Source organism: Shewanella mangrovi (assembly GCF_000753795.1).
GTDB lineage: Bacteria > Pseudomonadota > Gammaproteobacteria > Enterobacterales > Shewanellaceae > Shewanella > Shewanella mangrovi.
Genome location: NZ_JPEO01000001.1, coordinates 71,785 through 87,637 on the forward strand (window position 1 = coordinate 71,785; position 15,853 = coordinate 87,637).

The following is a 15,853-nucleotide window of genomic DNA, read 5'->3' on the forward strand; positions in this document are numbered from 1 at the left end:
CTAACTGACAAAAACGCCCCGAACATGGCTTTCGGGGCGTTTCTATTGTCAGCCCTCACTAAACACCAGGAGATTAAAATGCGTTTGTTGCTCATAGAAGATGACATCAACATTGCTGAAACGCTGGTGGCCTACCTCGAAAAACAGGGATTTGTCGTAGATTTAGCGCCTACCTTGGCGATTGCCAAAACGGCAATTTTAGAAAACAGTTTTGACTTAGTGCTGCTCGACCGACTTTTACCGGATGGTGAAGGCATGTCGATGCTGGCCTTTTTTACTGAACATCATCGGCCGCAGCGGGTGATTTTGTTGACCGCGCTAGGTGACGTCGATGATCGCGTCCGTGGCTTGGAAGCTGGCGCCCATGATTACATTGCCAAACCGTTTGAGCCGCGTGAATTGTTAGCGCGCATTCGTAACGCGTTAAGGCAGCCGATGAAAGCGCAGCGGGATATCAAAACCTTTGGTTGCCTGCATTATGATGTGGAAAGCCGGGCATTTAGTATTGATGGCGAAGCGCTCAATCTGCGCCGTACTGAAGCCTTAGTGTTAGAAGCACTCATGGCGCGCCCCGGTAGCCTCGTAACGCGCGAAACGTTAGAGTCGCGTGTTTATGGTTTTGACAAGTTTGTCACCTCTAACTCGCTTGAGTCGCAGGTGAGTCGGCTACGGAAAAACTTGGCGGAACACACCGACAGCATCAAAATCCAAACCGTTCGTGGCATGGGCTATAGCCTTGTCAGCGGTGAATAACCACGTCAGGTTGCGACAAGCAAAACAGCGCATGATGGACACAATCTGACGTAAAAGAATCGGAATATGCAAACGAATACAGTGGTATCCGCCCAAGCCGCAGCGGTGGAGTTTAAACAGGTTTTTGAGGCGATCCGCGCGGAAGTGGGTCGTATGATTGTGGGTCAGCAAGATGTGGTTGAAGGTGTGCTGACGGCCTTGATGGCAGGTGGACATATTCTGCTGGAAGGCGTGCCAGGGCTGGGCAAAACCATGTTGGTGAGCGCGCTGAGTAAAGCGGTGAATGTCGAATTCAGCCGTATTCAGTTTACGCCAGATATGATGCCAGCCGACATCGTCGGCACCTCGGTGTTGACTGAAAATGCCAGTGGTGGCCATGAACTTAGTTTTCAGCAGGGGCCGATTGTCTCTAACCTAGTGTTGGCAGATGAAATCAACCGCGCCACGCCGAAAACGCAGTCAGCCTTGTTGGAAGTGATGCAGGAAAAGCAGCTCACCGTTGGGCGCACGACCTTGAAAATGCCTGAACCCTTTTGTGTGATGGCCACGCAAAACCCGGTCGATCAGGAAGGTACCTACCCGCTACCAGAAGCGCAGCTGGATCGCTTTTTGTTTAAGTTAGTGGTGGGTTATCCCACAGAAGCCGATTACCACACCATTATTGACCGGACTACCAGCGGTGAGCAGATCGAGATTAACCCGGTGACGGATGGCGCTACGTTATGCCGCTTGCGCGATATTGTGCGTCAGGTGCCAGTACCGAATGCGGCCAAGACCTATGCCATTCGTTTAGTGATGGCGACTCAGCCTCAAAGTGATTATGCCTCTGCGACCGTCAATCGCTACGTGAGTTTGGGCGCATCACCACGTGGCATTCAAAGCCTGATGCTGGCTGCTAAAGTGCAGGCCTTGCTCCATGGCCGTTTTGCGGTAAGCTGCGATGATATTCGCCGAGTCGCTTTGCCGGTATTGCGTCACCGCATTGTGACCAACTTCCAGGCCCAAGCTGCCAATATTGATACCGCCAGCATTATTGCTGAGTTATTAGCGAGTGTGTCTTTGCCCAATGAGGCATAACCGTTGTTGCCGTACTGTCATTGATGCCAGTGTGGTCAGTATTTCACTCTTCAAGGATGAGCACGATTGAGCCATGTGATGAAATTTAAAACCCTGTTAAATTTGCATCGTTCCATATTCGGGCAGATGTTGATTTTATCTTTGGTGTTTATTCTGGCGAGTATCTATTACTTCGCCATACAGCCAATTGTGAATGTGGACTTTTCTAAGAGTAGCCCCGAGGACTACACGGTAGAGAAGGTGCGTCAGCAGTTACGCAGTTTTATCGATCAACAGCTCAACGGCGGCACGGCTAAGAGCGTGCAGTTTCCAGCCGAATTCACCCCATTTCTGCAGCAAAATCCAGACTTTCATTATTACTTGCGGGTGAACGGGCAAACTTTTAGTAATGCTGATACGCGTTTCTATTACACGCTGAAACTCGACCAAGTGGATGTTGCTAACCAGCCGTTAACAGATACGCCGTTATGCAGTTATTACATGCAGCAACTGGATGAGCCGCAAGGCGCGGGCTTTATCCAATACAGTTTTTGTAATAACCAAAGCTTTTACCTTGAGTTTACTGGGGTGCGCGCACCAGTGTTTCAAGAACAAACCACAGTGTGGGATTATTACCAGCGCATGGTGTGGAGCGGTAGTCGCAGCGTCTTAATTAACTCGCTGGGCGTGTTCTTTATCACTGCTTTGATTCTGTTTTTTAATCTGCGGCTGATGCGCAAGCTGGCCAATGTCGCTTATTCGTTCGATCCAAAAAAACTTGATCAAAAGTTGCCTGAAAAAGGCATGCCCGCTGAAGTTTTGCCTTTGGTGCAAGCGGTGAATGAAATGATTGCCCGCGTGGATGCTACTCAGCAGCAACATAACTTCTTCCTGTCGACCGCCGCCCATGAAATGCGCACGCCACTGACGGTACTGCGTACACGGTTGGAAATGCTCGATGATGGTGACATTAAAGACAAGCTGGTGGGGGATGTTAGACGCCTTATCAGCCTAGTGAACCAACTGTTACGTTTGATGCGCATCGGTGGGCCTAAATCGTTAGAACAAGAAATCGATCTGGTGCAGTGTTGCCAGCGGGTGCTGAGAGAGCGCAGCAGTTATGCCCAAGAGGCCGGCGTGAAACTGCAGTTCACCACTGACGTGTCCGCTTATGTGTTGCTTGGTGATGAAGGTTTACTGGAAGTGGCAATCGCCAATTTAGTGGATAACGCCGTGTCGTTTTCGACACCAGATAGCGAAGTTCTGCTGCATTTGAATCAGCAAGGCGATTTAAGTGTGCGTGACTTTGGCCCCGGTATTCCGCCAGATAAGCTCAATGCCTTGTTTGAACCATTCGCCAAATTTCCGCCAAACCGTAACGGTCATGGACTCGGGTTAGCGATTGTGAAAGCGATTACTCAACTGCATCAAGCCGATGTGCGTGCCATGAATGCACAGGGCGGTGGCGCAGAGTTTATTATCCACTTTCACTAGCGGTATTAACCAACTTCACTGCTGTCATGTGCCTGCGGCATTACAGCAGTGAATGTGCCAGCACTTCATCAGGATCATCCTGTTTGCGAACCTGTGGCGCCAAACCTTGCGATACGGCGGCCTTATAATTGGTAAGCATGCGCACGGCCATGGTTAAGTCAGGGCGAATGATAATATCGCCGTCGCTAACATCGACGCCAGCGGCTTCACACCACGCCAACAATTCCCGTTTTCGCCCTGCCAAAATCAGGGTGATGCCTTTCTTTCTCAGTAGCTTGTGGAGTTCATCTATCATCGCCATTACGCTTAAATCCAAATGGCTGAAGCAACTGACGGCATCTATGATAACGGTCTCAATCAGCTCTTGCTGTGCAATGCGCGCCAATAAGCGGCGTTTAAAATACACCGCATTGAAGTAGGTGAGCGGTGAGTTAAAACGATAGATCAGAATGCCAGCAATTGGCTTCACCTTATCGCCTTTCCCCAAGCTGCGCAGGATGCCTTTCTGATTAACGCCAAGGATCTGGTCATCGGGACGCATCACCACTTTTAGAAACTGAAACAGGCCTAACAACACCGCCATGGTGATACCGGGAATAACGCCAATAAACAGCACGGCTAACAGGGTGATAACGGCTAGCGTAAAGGCACCGTTATCGCGTTTGCGCAAACGCCACAGCGCTTTGATATCAATAAGTGAAACAGACGCAATCACCAATACTACGCCTAATGCCGATGAGGGAATAAACGCCAGCGGCGCGGTGGCAAACAGGATAATCGCCAGAATGATCAGCGCGCTGAGCACCGACACTAACTGAGTTTTGCCACCACTAGCATCATTAATCGCCGTACGAGAATCAGCGCCGCTGACCGCAAATCCCTGCGCCGCAGCTGCCGCGATATTGGCAAAACCGAGGGCACGGAATTCGGCATCGGCATCAATGTCGTAGCCATTTTTTGCGGCAAAGCTGCGCGCCGTCAGCATCATGCTAATAAAACTCACCATGGTAAGGTTGAGCGCTGGCATCACTAATTCGCGTACTAATCCCAACTCAAACACGGGTGACTGAAACTCAGGAAGTCCACTGCTAACACTGCCGACAACCGCAACGCCATTATCGCCTAAGGAAAATCCCCAACTGACCAGCGTCGCCACGGCAATCGCCAGCATGGCTGCCGGCCAGTGTGGCCGCATCATTTTAGCCAGCAGAAACACCATCAAGGTCAGCAAGGCGATGGCCAAGGTTAACCAATGAGTTTGTGCCAGATAGGTGGGTGTATGCAGCAGTCTTTCCAGCAAGTAAGGCTCTTGATAGCGAAAACCGAGGATCTTAGAAAACTGTCCAACAATAATGGTTATTGCAACGCCGTTGAGTAGTCCCATTAAAATTGGTTTAGACAGAAACTCTGCCAGCACCCCAATACGAAAGCGCGACGCCAAAATACACCATACCCCAGTCATAAAGGTCATGGTCATGATCAGTTGCCAGTGGCGCTGCGCATCGCCCGCGGCCAGTGGGGTGACGACCGCGGCCAGTACCGCACACGTTGCGGCATCTGGGCCGACAATCAATTGCCGTGAAGAGCCAAATACGGCATAGACCAGCATTGGCAGCACGCAGGAATAGAGTCCAACGACAGCGCCGACCCCGGTTAATTGGGCGTAGGCAATTGCGACTGGCAGCGCAACCGCGGTGACAGAAAGCGCTGCCCGCATGTCATCCCTGAACCACGCCCGCTGATAATGCCTCACTAAACTAAGGCCGGGGAACCAGCGGCTTAAGCGCGATAATAGCGGAGAGTTGGCGATAGCGTCCATCATGTTATCGAGTACTCAAAGAAGAGGCGTAGATAATTTATGGCATTGTTTAGCACATTTGGCGAGCCAACTTTACCTTAAGGGATTATTTTTTGGAGAGATCTTGGATAAGAAAAAAAGCCTGAAGCATAAGCTTCAGGCCATAAAATCCACCATCCGATGGCGGTCAAGGAAGAAGAAAAATCACTCACCTCAATGTTGGCTCAGGCGGTTGCCGCCCAAGCCGTTGAGTCGTTAACGCAGTTTGTTACCGTACACGTCCCACACTTCCACTGGTCCCAGTTTCAGCGCGCGCACATCTTTCTCGATTTTGCTTAAGTCACCGACAATGACCCACGTAAGCGCATCGGGTTTATAGGTGGCTTGCGCCAGTGCTCGGGTTTGCGCCAATATCACCTTGGATAAACGCTCTGCTGCACCCTCAATACGTGTGTAAGGCAGGTGGTACAGATCGGCGTTAATCATGGTTTTCATAAACGCGCCGTTATTGGTAAAGCCTTGTGGAATGGAGTGCACTGTGGCGGCTTTATCGCGTTCCAGTTCTGCTTCTGTTTGCGGTTTAGTGCTCACGTATTCGCGGATTTCACGCTTAATTTCGCTCATAGCCGCCGCAGTTTTATCTGTTTGCACTGTGCCACTGGCAGTAAATACGCGATCACCTACTGGCACATTACTGATATTGGCGCCAAAACCGTAAGCCCAGCCTTTTTGCTCACGTAAGTTCATATTGAGGCGACTGTTAAAGCCCTGACCGAGTGCTGCATCCATCAACATCTGCGTAGCCGCTTTATCTTTATCAAACGGCGCAACCGCATGACCCACTGAAATGCTGCTTTGTACTGCACCCGGAGCATCCACCAGAATCACTTTGCCAACGTCACCTTGCGGTGCGGTAATCGCCGGGAGTGGCGTCGGTTTGACCTGATGCCAGCTACCAAAATATTTGTTGGCGAGCTTAGTGGCTTGAGCCAACGTAACATCGCCGACCAGATAGAGCGTGGCGTTGTTCGGGCCTATTTCGCTATCATGGAATTTCTCAATGGTGGCGCGATTAACCTTTTTCGCTTCCTCTCGGGTCACGATATGACCGAACGGATGCTGGCCGCCCCAAATGGCTTTGCCGTAAACATCCGTTGCAGAGCGCAGCGGCTCCAGCTCATAGTTGTCGTAAGAGGAATCGAGGTTATCAATCAGCTTATTCAGCTCGCTCTGCGGGTAGGTCGGATGACGAATCACCTCGGCTGCCAGCGCAAAGGCATCATCCATATTGGAAGATAGGCTGCTCCAGCTGACGCCACTGCCCTGACTACCGGCGCTGCCGTTGATGCCAACACCAATGCTGTCCATCTTCTTAGCCAGCTCGCCCATGTCATATTTGTCGCTTCCCATGGTCAACATGCCAAAGGCTTGTGACGCGGTGCCGGGGGCATAGAATTTGTCTGCCAGCGAGCCAGTGGTAAATTGCATGCTGACATCGACTAACGGCAGGTTATGACGCTCGGCCACGACCAACTTCATGCCGTTATCCAACACGGCCTGATGAATCGGCGGCATCGTGATTTTGCCGTTGAATTCGCCGACTTGTGGCAGCTTGCTGCGATCCACTTGCGCTTGCATTGGCTGGGTGCTCGGCTCAGGTAACAGCCGTGCTTCATAGTAAGGCTTATCGAGCCATTTCTTCGCCACCTTACGCACGTCATCGCTGTCGGCGCTGCTGATCCACTGCCGTTTTTTATTCACAAACAGTGGGTCGTCATGGTGCACCATGCCGCGGATCAGCTGCGAACCAATCGCCTCATTGCTTTCCATTGAGCGCAGCAAGGAGATTTCGCCACCTAAATTGATTGCGGCCAACTGTTCTTCTTCTGGACCTTGCTTGAAGAACTTTTGCAGAGTTTGGTCGATGATACGCTCGACCTCTTCGGCATTGGCATTCGGCTTGAGCGTGACATCGAGCGAGAAGGTGCTGTTAACGTCATTGGCGCTGACATTGGCAGATACACTGACCGCCAACTGTTTTTCATCCACCAACACATCATAAAGCGGTGTGTTTTTGCCACCTGCCAGCGTGCGACTGACGAGCTCCATCAGCGTGGTGTCTTTATCGCTGCCGTTTGGCAATGGCCACACGCGGCTGAGGCTGACATTGGCGACTTTATCGTAAATAATGTCGCGCTTGATGTGCTTAAGTGTCGGGATCCATTGATCAATTTTGTCCATCGGTTTGCCCGCTGGCACATCACTGAAATAGTGCGCGACTTTCTCTTTGGCGGTAGCGAGGTCGATATCGCCAGAGAGTACGAGTACCGCATTGGTTGCACCGTAGGCATCTTTAAACCACTGCTTTACATCGTCCAATGACGCGTTGTTCAGATCCTTCATGGAGCCGATAGTGGTGTGATCGTACGGATGACCTTTCGGGTAAAAGTTTGCTAAAAAGCGTTCGTAGATTTTGGCGCCAGGGCGCAGCTGACCTTGACGTTTTTCGTTCTGTACCACGGCGCGTTGTTCATCAAGCAAGGCTTGGGTGATGCTGGGGCCGAGGTAACCCATGCGATCTGATTCCATCCACAGGGCTAAATCGATGGCATTGCTGGGCACAGTTTCGTAGTAATTGGTGCGGTCTTGGCTGGTGGTGCCGTTCATGCCCACAGCGCCCGCTTTATCAAACGGCAGGAAATATTCGCCGTCGCGATGAATAGTTTCTTGGAACATCAAATGTTCAAACAGATGCGCAAAGCCTGTCTTACCTTCTGGTTCATTTTTTGAACCCACTTTGTACCAAACCCCCACATAGATATTGGGCACACTGTGGTCGGTATGCACAATAGTGGTCAGCCCATTGGGTAGGGTAAAGGTTTGATATTCAATGTTGATTTTTGCAAGGGCATGCTGCGGGATTTCGCTCGCTGGCACGACCGCGCTCGGCAGCCATAACATGCCGCTAAGTAAGGCAGAAACAACTGTTTTATTAAAATTTTTCAATGAGTTTCTCCAAGGTTGAGTATTTCATCGCCAACCTATTAAGTCACAGTTTCCTTGCACCAGCCTTGCAAGCATCGTCTGTGGTGTTGCAAAAAAGTTATTGGCGTTACTTGGGTGCAAGGTTGGTGCAAGTTTTATGGTGTCAAATGGAACATGGAAAAGGTTCGCTACGATGCGCAATCGTTAGCAAAGGGTAAGCGGTGGAGCAATGACACAAGCAAGTCAACAGCAGATCAAGCAGCAGCTGGATGTACTCGCCAAACGCGGCGAAGCCAGTCTGTTCGCCGTTGCCAAAGCGAGTGCTCGGCGCAACGCCACGCTGATCAGTCTTTGCTGTTTTGCGCCCATCGTGCTGCTCGGATGTCTCGTCCAATGGTGGCAACCTGCGACCGATGTGAGCAGCAGCGTGAGCTTTTGGTGTGTATTGCTACTGCTACCCGTAAGCGTATTTGCGGGGCGTTATTATCTCTGTCTAACCGGATTTAAGCCCTCGCGAGCGACGGCATTGGCACTTTACGACAAACAGTTGCGCGATGACGATCGCTTGCAGACCGCCGATGAATTTAGCCAGTTGTCAGCGCCAAGTCCATTCCAACAAGCGGCAATGCTGGAAAGCCATACCGCGATCACTCAAGCCTTGGCGGCTGCCGTGCCACAACCTGAATTTACGCTAGCGCCGTTTTCGCGCTGGAGCAAAGCGCAACTGCCACTGACGGCGCTATTGTTGCTGCTATTGGGCTTACAACCAAGCGGGCTATTCTTCGCCAATGCTTCGCTATCGTCAGTTAAGCAAAAAACCGTAAGTGAGTTATCTGGGGAGGCTGCTGTAGCCGCAACACCACAGTCGCTACAGGCTGCTGAGCAACAACAAACCAAGGCAACGCGACAAACGTTGGCAGCGCAAACATCGACCGACGCGCAGAGTTCTTCTGCAAAAGATAGCCACAGCGCGAATGATGCAACGGGTAGCAATGTCGATGCTTCACTCAGCACTGAAAAACAAACGGCATCGGCCTCTTCTGCGTTAAGCAAAAGTAACGGCGACAAGTCAAATAGCGCTAGCAGCCAACCAAGCAATGCTGCTGATAAAAGTGAGCCAAATAGCGACGATGGCCAAGATACGCCGTCATCATCTGCGCCTAAGATGCCGCAACAGAGCATGCCGCTGGCGGATGATAGTGAGCGCCACGCGGCCAACGCCGAACATGGCGCAATGAGTGATAGCAATCCACAGCAAGAACAACCCGCCAGCAAGCCCCAAACGGGCAGCGCCCAAGCGGGTCAACAAGGTCAGCTCGCGGGTAAGAAACAAGCGCCCAAGAGTAAAAGTAATCAAGGCCAGCAGCAGTCTGGCGACCAAGCCAATCCCAATAGCCAAAACACCGGCAATCATGGTGATGATGGCCTGAAAAAATCTCGCGGTATTAACAGCTTAATGCTGGCGGTGCCGATGGAAGATCAGTTTGTGGGTACGCCGGGCCCCGGCGCTGAGAAACGCAGTACCAAACAACGACAACCGGATGATATGCCCGCGAACACTATGTTCAGCGAGCAACGCGGTAGTGCCAATGGCGCACTGACGCCACTGCCAACGCGCATGATGCAACCTTGGGAAGTACAGCTGCTATCGAAGTTTTATCAACAGCTGCACGCCGATAATCACAACAATGACAAGACCCAATGAAGGCAGGAGTAATGATGAATATTCGTCAAGCCGACACCCAACAACAGATCCAGTTTTTCTGTGATAATTTCCGTGCCATTCACACCGAAGTCAGTCGCATGATGGTGGGGCAACAAGCGGTCATTGAAGGGGTGTTAACTGCGCTGTGTGCCGGTGGTCATGTATTGCTTGAAGGTGTGCCAGGACTGGGTAAAACCATGTTGGTCAGCTCCATTAGCCGCGCGGTGAATCTGCCGTTTTCCCGTATTCAGTTCACCCCCGACATGATGCCCGCGGATATTCAAGGCACATCGGTATTGATGGAAACTGAAAGCGGTGGTCATGAGTTAACGTTTCAACCCGGCCCAATCATCTCTAACTTAGTGCTAGCCGATGAAATCAACCGTGCCACGCCTAAAACGCAATCGGCATTGCTGGAAGTGATGCAGGAAAAGCAAGTCACCGTCGGGCGTCGTACTATCAAACTGGATGAGCCTTTTTGTGTGATGGCAACGCAAAACCCAGTCGACCAAGAGGGGACTTATCCACTGCCAGAAGCGCAGCTTGACCGCTTTTTGTTTAAGTTGGTGGTGGGCTATCCGACAGAAGCTGATTATCACACCATCATCGACCGCACTACCAGCGGCGAAACCATCGAATTAAACGCGGTGGCCAGTGGCGATATTCTCAACGATATGCGCTTTATTGTGCGCAATATTCCCGTGACCGAAGCAGCCAAAACCTTTGCGATTCGGTTGGTGATGGGCACGCAACCGCAAAGTGCTTATGCGCCGCAGGCGGTGAATGATTGTGTCGCACTGGGTTCGTCTCCACGCGGGATCCAAAGTCTGATGCTGGCGGCCAAAGTACAAGCCCTGTTGGCTGAGCGCAGTGAAGTGATCGAGCAAGATATTCGTGCGGTCGCCACCGCCGTGTTACGTCACCGGCTGGTGCTTAACTTCAAGGCACAGGCCAGTGGTATTGATGCTGACAGCCTGATTGCCCAAGTATTGGAAGGATTGCAGTAATGACGACGACCAAGGGTTCGCCCCTGTTCGACCCGAGTTTTGTGGAACAGGTGCAACAGTTTAGTTTGCGTGTGGCACAAGCGGGCAAAGGCGGACGCTTGGCCGAGCAGAAAACCTCAGCACGGGGACAGGGATTAGAGTTTGCTGACTTTAAACCGTATGTTGCTGGCGATGATCTGCGCGCCATTGACTGGAATATTTACCGCCGTCTCGGCCGCGTGTTTGTGCGCGTGTTTGAAGAGCAGCAAGACCTGCCGGTCTACATTTTGCTGGATCTCTCCGCCAGCATGTTTTTGGAACATCCCGCGCGCATCAATGCTGCCAAACAAGTGGCTTTAGCCTTGGGTGCCATTGCGCTTAATCAGCACGATGCGGTGACCTTGCTACCATTCGCCGAACGGTTGCAGATGCAACATAAAAGCCTGTCCGGCAAGCATCAACTGCTGCGCTTAGCACAGCTGATCAACGAAACGACGCAACAAGATAAAACCTCACTGGCGGAGGTGCTAAGCGAATTTGCCGGGTTCCCGCTGCGCCAAGGGTTAGTCGTGGTGATTTCTGACTTTTTTGATAACCAAGGGATTGCCCCAGTTGTTGATGCCTTAGGCCAGTTGCGTCACCGTCTACTCATGGTGCAACTGACACAGCCGTGGGATAGCGATCCGACATTGCAAAGTGATATCAGCGGTGATGTACGCCTGCAAGATTGCGAAACCGCGCAATACGCCGATATGCAGATCACCCCCGAACTGCTAGCCAACTATCAGACCGCCTATCAAGCCTTTAATCAGGCATTAACTCAGTTGGCCGAAGGTCGCGGTGCCGGTTTACTGCGGCTTAATGCCAGCCAAGCGGTATTACCGCAACTGACGACCTTATTTGGGCATGGAGGATTGCGCTTATGAGTTTTAGCAATCTGCCATTGTCGGTAGTGCTCGTTGGCGCGCTGGTTATCGCCTTGGCGTTGTTTGCGCTGCAATGGTTACGGCCGCGTACCAAAGTGGTCAAAGTGGCAACCGCGCAATTTTGGCAACAGGCGGCGCAACAAGCACCAGCGCGGGTGCTGTGGCAAAAGTTTCACTATTGGTTAGCGCTGCTCTTGTCGCTGGCCATTGCACTGTTGCTGTGGCTGACACTCAGCGGCGTGCAACGCCAACATGATAACGATGCGCACTTGTCGCTGTTTTTCCTCGATAACTCGGTGGCGATGCAAGTTGATGGTCGCCTGAGTGAAGCCAAAAAACGCTTACTGCAGGATGTCGCCAATAGTCAGCCTGAGCAGCGCCAAGTGTGGCTCGGTGACGCAGTGGCCATGATGTTGCTGCGTGAGCAAGATAACAATGCGCTGCTGGGGCCCAAATTAGTCGCGGTAAAAGCGACGGCCCATCGCGCGGTGTTCAGCAGCTGGCTAGCTGCCATGCAGCAGCAATATCGTAATCGCCAAATTGATCTCTATTACTATGGCGCGCCATTGAACGCCAGCGAGCTTGCAGCGGTGCCACAGCAGATCCATTTGCATGCACGTTATGCGGCGCCTGCGTTAACGCAAAACATGGCGATTGTCGCATTAGGCCAAGCGCCGGCGCAGTCAGGGTTATGGGGCAAAGTAGACGTCATGTTTACACTGTATGCCAGTGATGCGCGGCCGTTAAGCGCCAATTTGGTCAAGTTTTCGCTGGATGGACAGTGGTTTCAACCCACCGATATTCGCGCCCTTGGCAATGGCCGTTTTGTGATCCGCGATATGGATGTCAGCAGCGCGCCGCAGCAGTTGCAGGTGTCACTCGCCAATGATGATGACTTTGTCGCCGACGATAGTGCCACACTCACCTTAGCGTCTACCCCCGTGATCAAACTGCAACTCGCCACCGATCTTCCTGCGTGGTTACGCACCTTAGTGCAGCTTGATAGCGGCATCCGTATTGTGCAGCAACAACCTGATGTTGTTATCTGCCAGCAGGCGGATAGTCAGTGCCCGCAGGCACCTGCTCAGTTACTGTTAAATGCCGCCGCAAATAGTGCGCTCTTTTCCACAGCGGGCGAGAGCTGGCAAGCGGCGTTGCAACAACAATGGCAACGCAATGGTTGGTTAGCCTTAGCGGCACAACAGCAGTTTCCCGAGTTAATGCTGCAAGCAAGTGATACCCCTGAGCGCCAAGTACAGTTGAATAATGCGCAACTGAGTCAATTACTTGCGGCGCAAAGCGCGGCGTTGCCGAGTTTGATCAGCCAAAGCCTGCGTTGGCTTGCGAACAAACAGCAATTTACCCCTTATCTGGCAGTAGCCGAGCCTTGGCCATATACCGAAAACACGCAGAACGCCGCGTTGGCAGCAACGCCGTTGCTGGCGGGCAGCCAACAAAACGAGGCTGGGCAGCAAGCCACCGCATCGTTATTGGTCGCCAACCTATCTGCCAATATGACTGAGACGTCGCCACTGGAGCAGGAAACCTTCGCTGGCGCAGTAACACCATTATCTATGTTGTCTTGGGGCATTTTGCTCGCAGTACTGCTACTGCTGGTGGAATGGGCACTGTTACAACGTGGCCGTTTGCCCTAAGGAGAGCGTGGCGTGAGTTTAACTTTATTGCATCCGTGGAGCGGATTACTGCTATTAGCCTTACCACTCATTTGGTGGATGGGCCGCAGTCTGCCGCGTTTGCAGCGCGGGCTACGCTGTGCCTTAGTGGCATTGCTGGCAGTAGCCTTGATGCAACCTGTTTGGATACATCAATCCCAGCAGCAGTTTCGTGTGCTGATTATCGATCAATCTGCCAGTTTAACCGATGAGGCTAAAGGGCAAGCGGTGACTTGGCTGACCGAGCAACTGAGCGCGCAAGCAGACAACGAGCAGATAGCGGTAGTACAGCTTGGTGGTGAAGCGCTACATCTAGCGCAACAAGCCATTACCTATCTACCTGATAATTCGTCTTCACTTACTGCGGCAGTGATGCAAGCGTTAGCGCTTATTCCAGCAAACAGCGCCGCGCGCGTTAGCGTCGTCAGCGACGGTTTAGCCACCGATGATCATTGGCCACAGGTGATTGCTGCACTGCAATTACGCCATATTCCACTCGATTGGTTGAGCTTGCAGAGCAAGCCTGCGGCGCCATTTATTGCGCAAGTACAAGCAACGCCAGTACGCATTGGTGAAATGCCGCAACTTAATGTGCAGTTGGAGGGCAATGCCAGCAGCGATGCCTCGCTAACATTAACCGCACAGACGAATGGCGCGGTAGTTGCCCAGCAAACTTTCGACCCCAAGCGCTTTAATGAACCGCAGCCGGTAACGGTTACGCTGACACTTCCCGCAGCCACCCAAGCCTATCAGCAAATTACGTTGCAGTTGCAGCGCAATGGCGATAATGGCAATACGCAGCGCCTCGATGAACGTGAGTGGTTACTCGCGGCGCAACCTGCATATTCTTTGTTGTACGCCAATAGCGATGCCAGCGCTGCGGCGAAACTGCAGCAGTTGTTAGGCGCTACATTTAAGGTGCAAGCGGCAACCTTGCCGCTGGATGAAAGTACTGATTTTGGACGCTATGATGTGGTGATGCTTGATGATCTGCCAAGCCAAGCGCTGTCAGAGGCGGCACAAAAGCGTTTGCAGCAGGCGGTAGCACAAGGCACCGGACTGTTTTACAGCGGTGCGGATAATGCCTTTGCCAGTGCCACACTTGCCAAGCAAACCTTGGCGGAGTTGTTGCCGGTGAAATTACAGCAGCAGGAACAGCAGCGCGAACCGAGTGTGTCATTGGCCATCGTGATTGATAGTTCGGGGTCGATGAAAGGACGGCCGATGGAACTGGCCAAACAGGTGGCACGGTTAGCGGTGAAAAAGCTCAAGCCACAAGATCAGGTGGGTATCGTTGAGTTTTATGGTACGCGCCAATGGGCGGTGCCGATGCAAGCGGTAGAAAATCCGAAAGAGATTGAACGTGCTATCGGTCGTATGCAAGCGCAAGGGGGCAGTGAACTGTTCCCAGCGATTCAAGAAGCCTATTTTGGCTTGAAAAACAGTCACACACGTTATCGCCATATTCTGCTGATCACCGATGCCGCCGTTGAAGAAGATAACTACCAGCGTCTGCTGCGTTTTATTGCCCAAGATCAGATTAACGTTTCCGCGGTGATGGTGGGTGACAGCCAAGGTGGCGAACAGCGGATGGCCGAATTAGCCAACTGGGGCCGTGGCCGTTTTTATGCCATCCATGACGAATTTAATATGGTGGAGCTGAATTTCCATCGTCCATCAAGCGAGCCTCAGCCAGTTTACCAAACCGGACATTATCAGGTGCAGGGGCCAAATGGTCAGTTGCTGCCGCAGCCACTCAGCGGTTTTGCCCAGGTACAATCTAAAGCCGCCGCGCAAGTGCAATATCAGGTTTCAGCCAGTGCGCAGCCGCTATTGAGTCACTGGCGTGTTGGTGCGGGCAGTGTGACCGCGATGATGTTCAGTCCATTAGGCGCCAGTACCGCAGGCTGGCAGCAGTGGCCCGGTTATGGTCAATGGTTGGGGCAGCAGTTAAGCGCCAACGCTGATCCGCTGGCACCAATGCAGTTATATAGCAGCCGCAGCGATGATCAACTGCAGATCCAACTGCAGCTGAGTGACAACCAAGCGCCGGCGCCAACATTGATGTGGAAGCCAAACATGGATGCGACGTGGCAACCGTTAGCGTTAGTGCAACGCGCACCGAATCGTTATAGCGCCAGTTTGTCGTTGCCGAATCAGCAGTCAGCACTGTTGCAAGCACAACTGCATGGGCAGGTGTTACGCGCCGTTGCGGCCGCGGGGAGCGATCATGCCGCTGAGTTAAAAGTGCCACATCGCTTTGCGTCGCTACTCGCGCAAGTGGTGCAGGCGGTGGGTGGACAGGTTTCTTCGGTTGAACATATGGCTGCAAAAAAATTGTCGCCAGTGGCATCAGCAAGCTTAACGGCCACCCATCTTTATCCATTGTGTCTGTTGTTCGCTTTGCTGCTGTATTTTATCGAGATTATTTATCGTCGTTGGCCGACCCGTCGCGCAGTGGTATCAGGATTATGAGC

At 52.2% G+C, this 15,853-nt stretch carries 10 protein-coding genes; 8 read left to right on the top strand and 2 right to left on the bottom strand.

Annotated features, from left to right (window positions below; genetic code table 11):
- Positions 1-78: 78 nt before the first annotated feature.
- The 3 genes from HR45_RS00335 to HR45_RS00345 all read left to right on the top strand — a co-directional run bounded on the left by HR45_RS00335 (position 79) and on the right by HR45_RS00345 (position 3,303).
- Entirely contained in the window at positions 79-753 is a 675-nt protein-coding gene (locus HR45_RS00335; RefSeq protein WP_037438584.1) for a response regulator transcription factor, read from the top strand.
- 66 nt (positions 754-819) lie between these two features.
- Positions 820-1,830 (top strand): AAA family ATPase, encoded by a 1,011-nt coding sequence (locus HR45_RS00340; protein ID WP_037438585.1) that lies wholly within the window; start codon positions 820-822, stop codon positions 1,828-1,830.
- A gap of 78 nt (positions 1,831-1,908) precedes the next feature.
- Positions 1,909-3,303 (top strand): sensor histidine kinase, encoded by a 1,395-nt coding sequence (locus tag HR45_RS00345; protein WP_037438587.1) that lies wholly within the window; start codon positions 1,909-1,911, stop codon positions 3,301-3,303.
- Positions 3,304-3,343: 40 nt separating this feature from the next.
- On the opposite strand, the gene HR45_RS00350 is transcribed toward HR45_RS00345, so the two are convergent.
- Positions 3,344-5,125, bottom strand: a complete 1,782-nt coding sequence (locus HR45_RS00350; RefSeq protein ID WP_241461027.1) for a SulP family inorganic anion transporter — start codon at positions 5,123-5,125, stop codon at positions 3,344-3,346.
- A 231-nt stretch (positions 5,126-5,356) separates the two neighbouring features.
- Positions 5,357-8,107 carry a M16 family metallopeptidase gene (locus tag HR45_RS00355; protein ID WP_037438589.1) on the bottom strand — a complete coding sequence of 917 codons (2,751 nt, stop codon included), beginning with the start codon at positions 8,105-8,107 and terminating at the stop codon, positions 5,357-5,359.
- 208 nt (positions 8,108-8,315) lie between these two features.
- On the opposite strand from HR45_RS00355, the gene HR45_RS00360 reads away from it, so the two are divergent.
- The 5 genes from HR45_RS00360 to HR45_RS00380 are packed head-to-tail and all read left to right on the top strand — an operon-like array spanning position 8,316 to position 15,851.
- Positions 8,316-9,791 (top strand): hypothetical protein, encoded by a 1,476-nt coding sequence (locus HR45_RS00360; protein WP_037438592.1) that lies wholly within the window; start codon positions 8,316-8,318, stop codon positions 9,789-9,791.
- A gap of 14 nt (positions 9,792-9,805) precedes the next feature.
- The gene (locus HR45_RS00365; protein ID WP_206537870.1) at positions 9,806-10,798 is read left to right on the top strand and encodes an AAA family ATPase; all 993 of its coding nucleotides are present in this window, start codon (positions 9,806-9,808) and stop codon (positions 10,796-10,798) included.
- Positions 10,798-11,703, top strand: a complete 906-nt coding sequence (locus tag HR45_RS00370; protein ID WP_037438596.1) for a DUF58 domain-containing protein — start codon at positions 10,798-10,800, stop codon at positions 11,701-11,703. The genes HR45_RS00365 and HR45_RS00370 overlap by 1 nt, the downstream gene beginning before the upstream one ends.
- On the top strand, positions 11,700-13,358 hold the full coding sequence (locus tag HR45_RS00375; RefSeq protein ID WP_037438598.1) for a BatA domain-containing protein: 1,659 nt from the start codon (positions 11,700-11,702) through the stop codon (positions 13,356-13,358). The genes HR45_RS00370 and HR45_RS00375 overlap by 4 nt, the downstream gene beginning before the upstream one ends.
- A 12-nt stretch (positions 13,359-13,370) precedes the next feature.
- On the top strand, positions 13,371-15,851 hold the full coding sequence (locus HR45_RS00380; RefSeq protein ID WP_037438600.1) for a vWA domain-containing protein: 2,481 nt from the start codon (positions 13,371-13,373) through the stop codon (positions 15,849-15,851).
- Positions 15,852-15,853: the final 2 nt, after the last annotated feature.

Coding starts and splice junctions, on each gene's coding strand:
- HR45_RS00335 (WP_037438584.1), top strand. CDS start 79: ATGCGTTTGTTGCTCATAGAAGATGACATCAACATTGCTGAAACGCTG.
- HR45_RS00340 (WP_037438585.1), top strand. CDS start 820: ATGCAAACGAATACAGTGGTATCCGCCCAAGCCGCAGCGGTGGAGTTT.
- HR45_RS00345 (WP_037438587.1), top strand. CDS start 1,909: ATGAAATTTAAAACCCTGTTAAATTTGCATCGTTCCATATTCGGGCAG.
- HR45_RS00350 (WP_241461027.1), bottom strand. CDS start 5,125: ATGATGGACGCTATCGCCAACTCTCCGCTATTATCGCGCTTAAGCCGC.
- HR45_RS00360 (WP_037438592.1), top strand. CDS start 8,316: ATGACACAAGCAAGTCAACAGCAGATCAAGCAGCAGCTGGATGTACTC.
- HR45_RS00365 (WP_206537870.1), top strand. CDS start 9,806: ATGAATATTCGTCAAGCCGACACCCAACAACAGATCCAGTTTTTCTGT.
- HR45_RS00370 (WP_037438596.1), top strand. CDS start 10,798: ATGACGACGACCAAGGGTTCGCCCCTGTTCGACCCGAGTTTTGTGGAA.
- HR45_RS00375 (WP_037438598.1), top strand. CDS start 11,700: ATGAGTTTTAGCAATCTGCCATTGTCGGTAGTGCTCGTTGGCGCGCTG.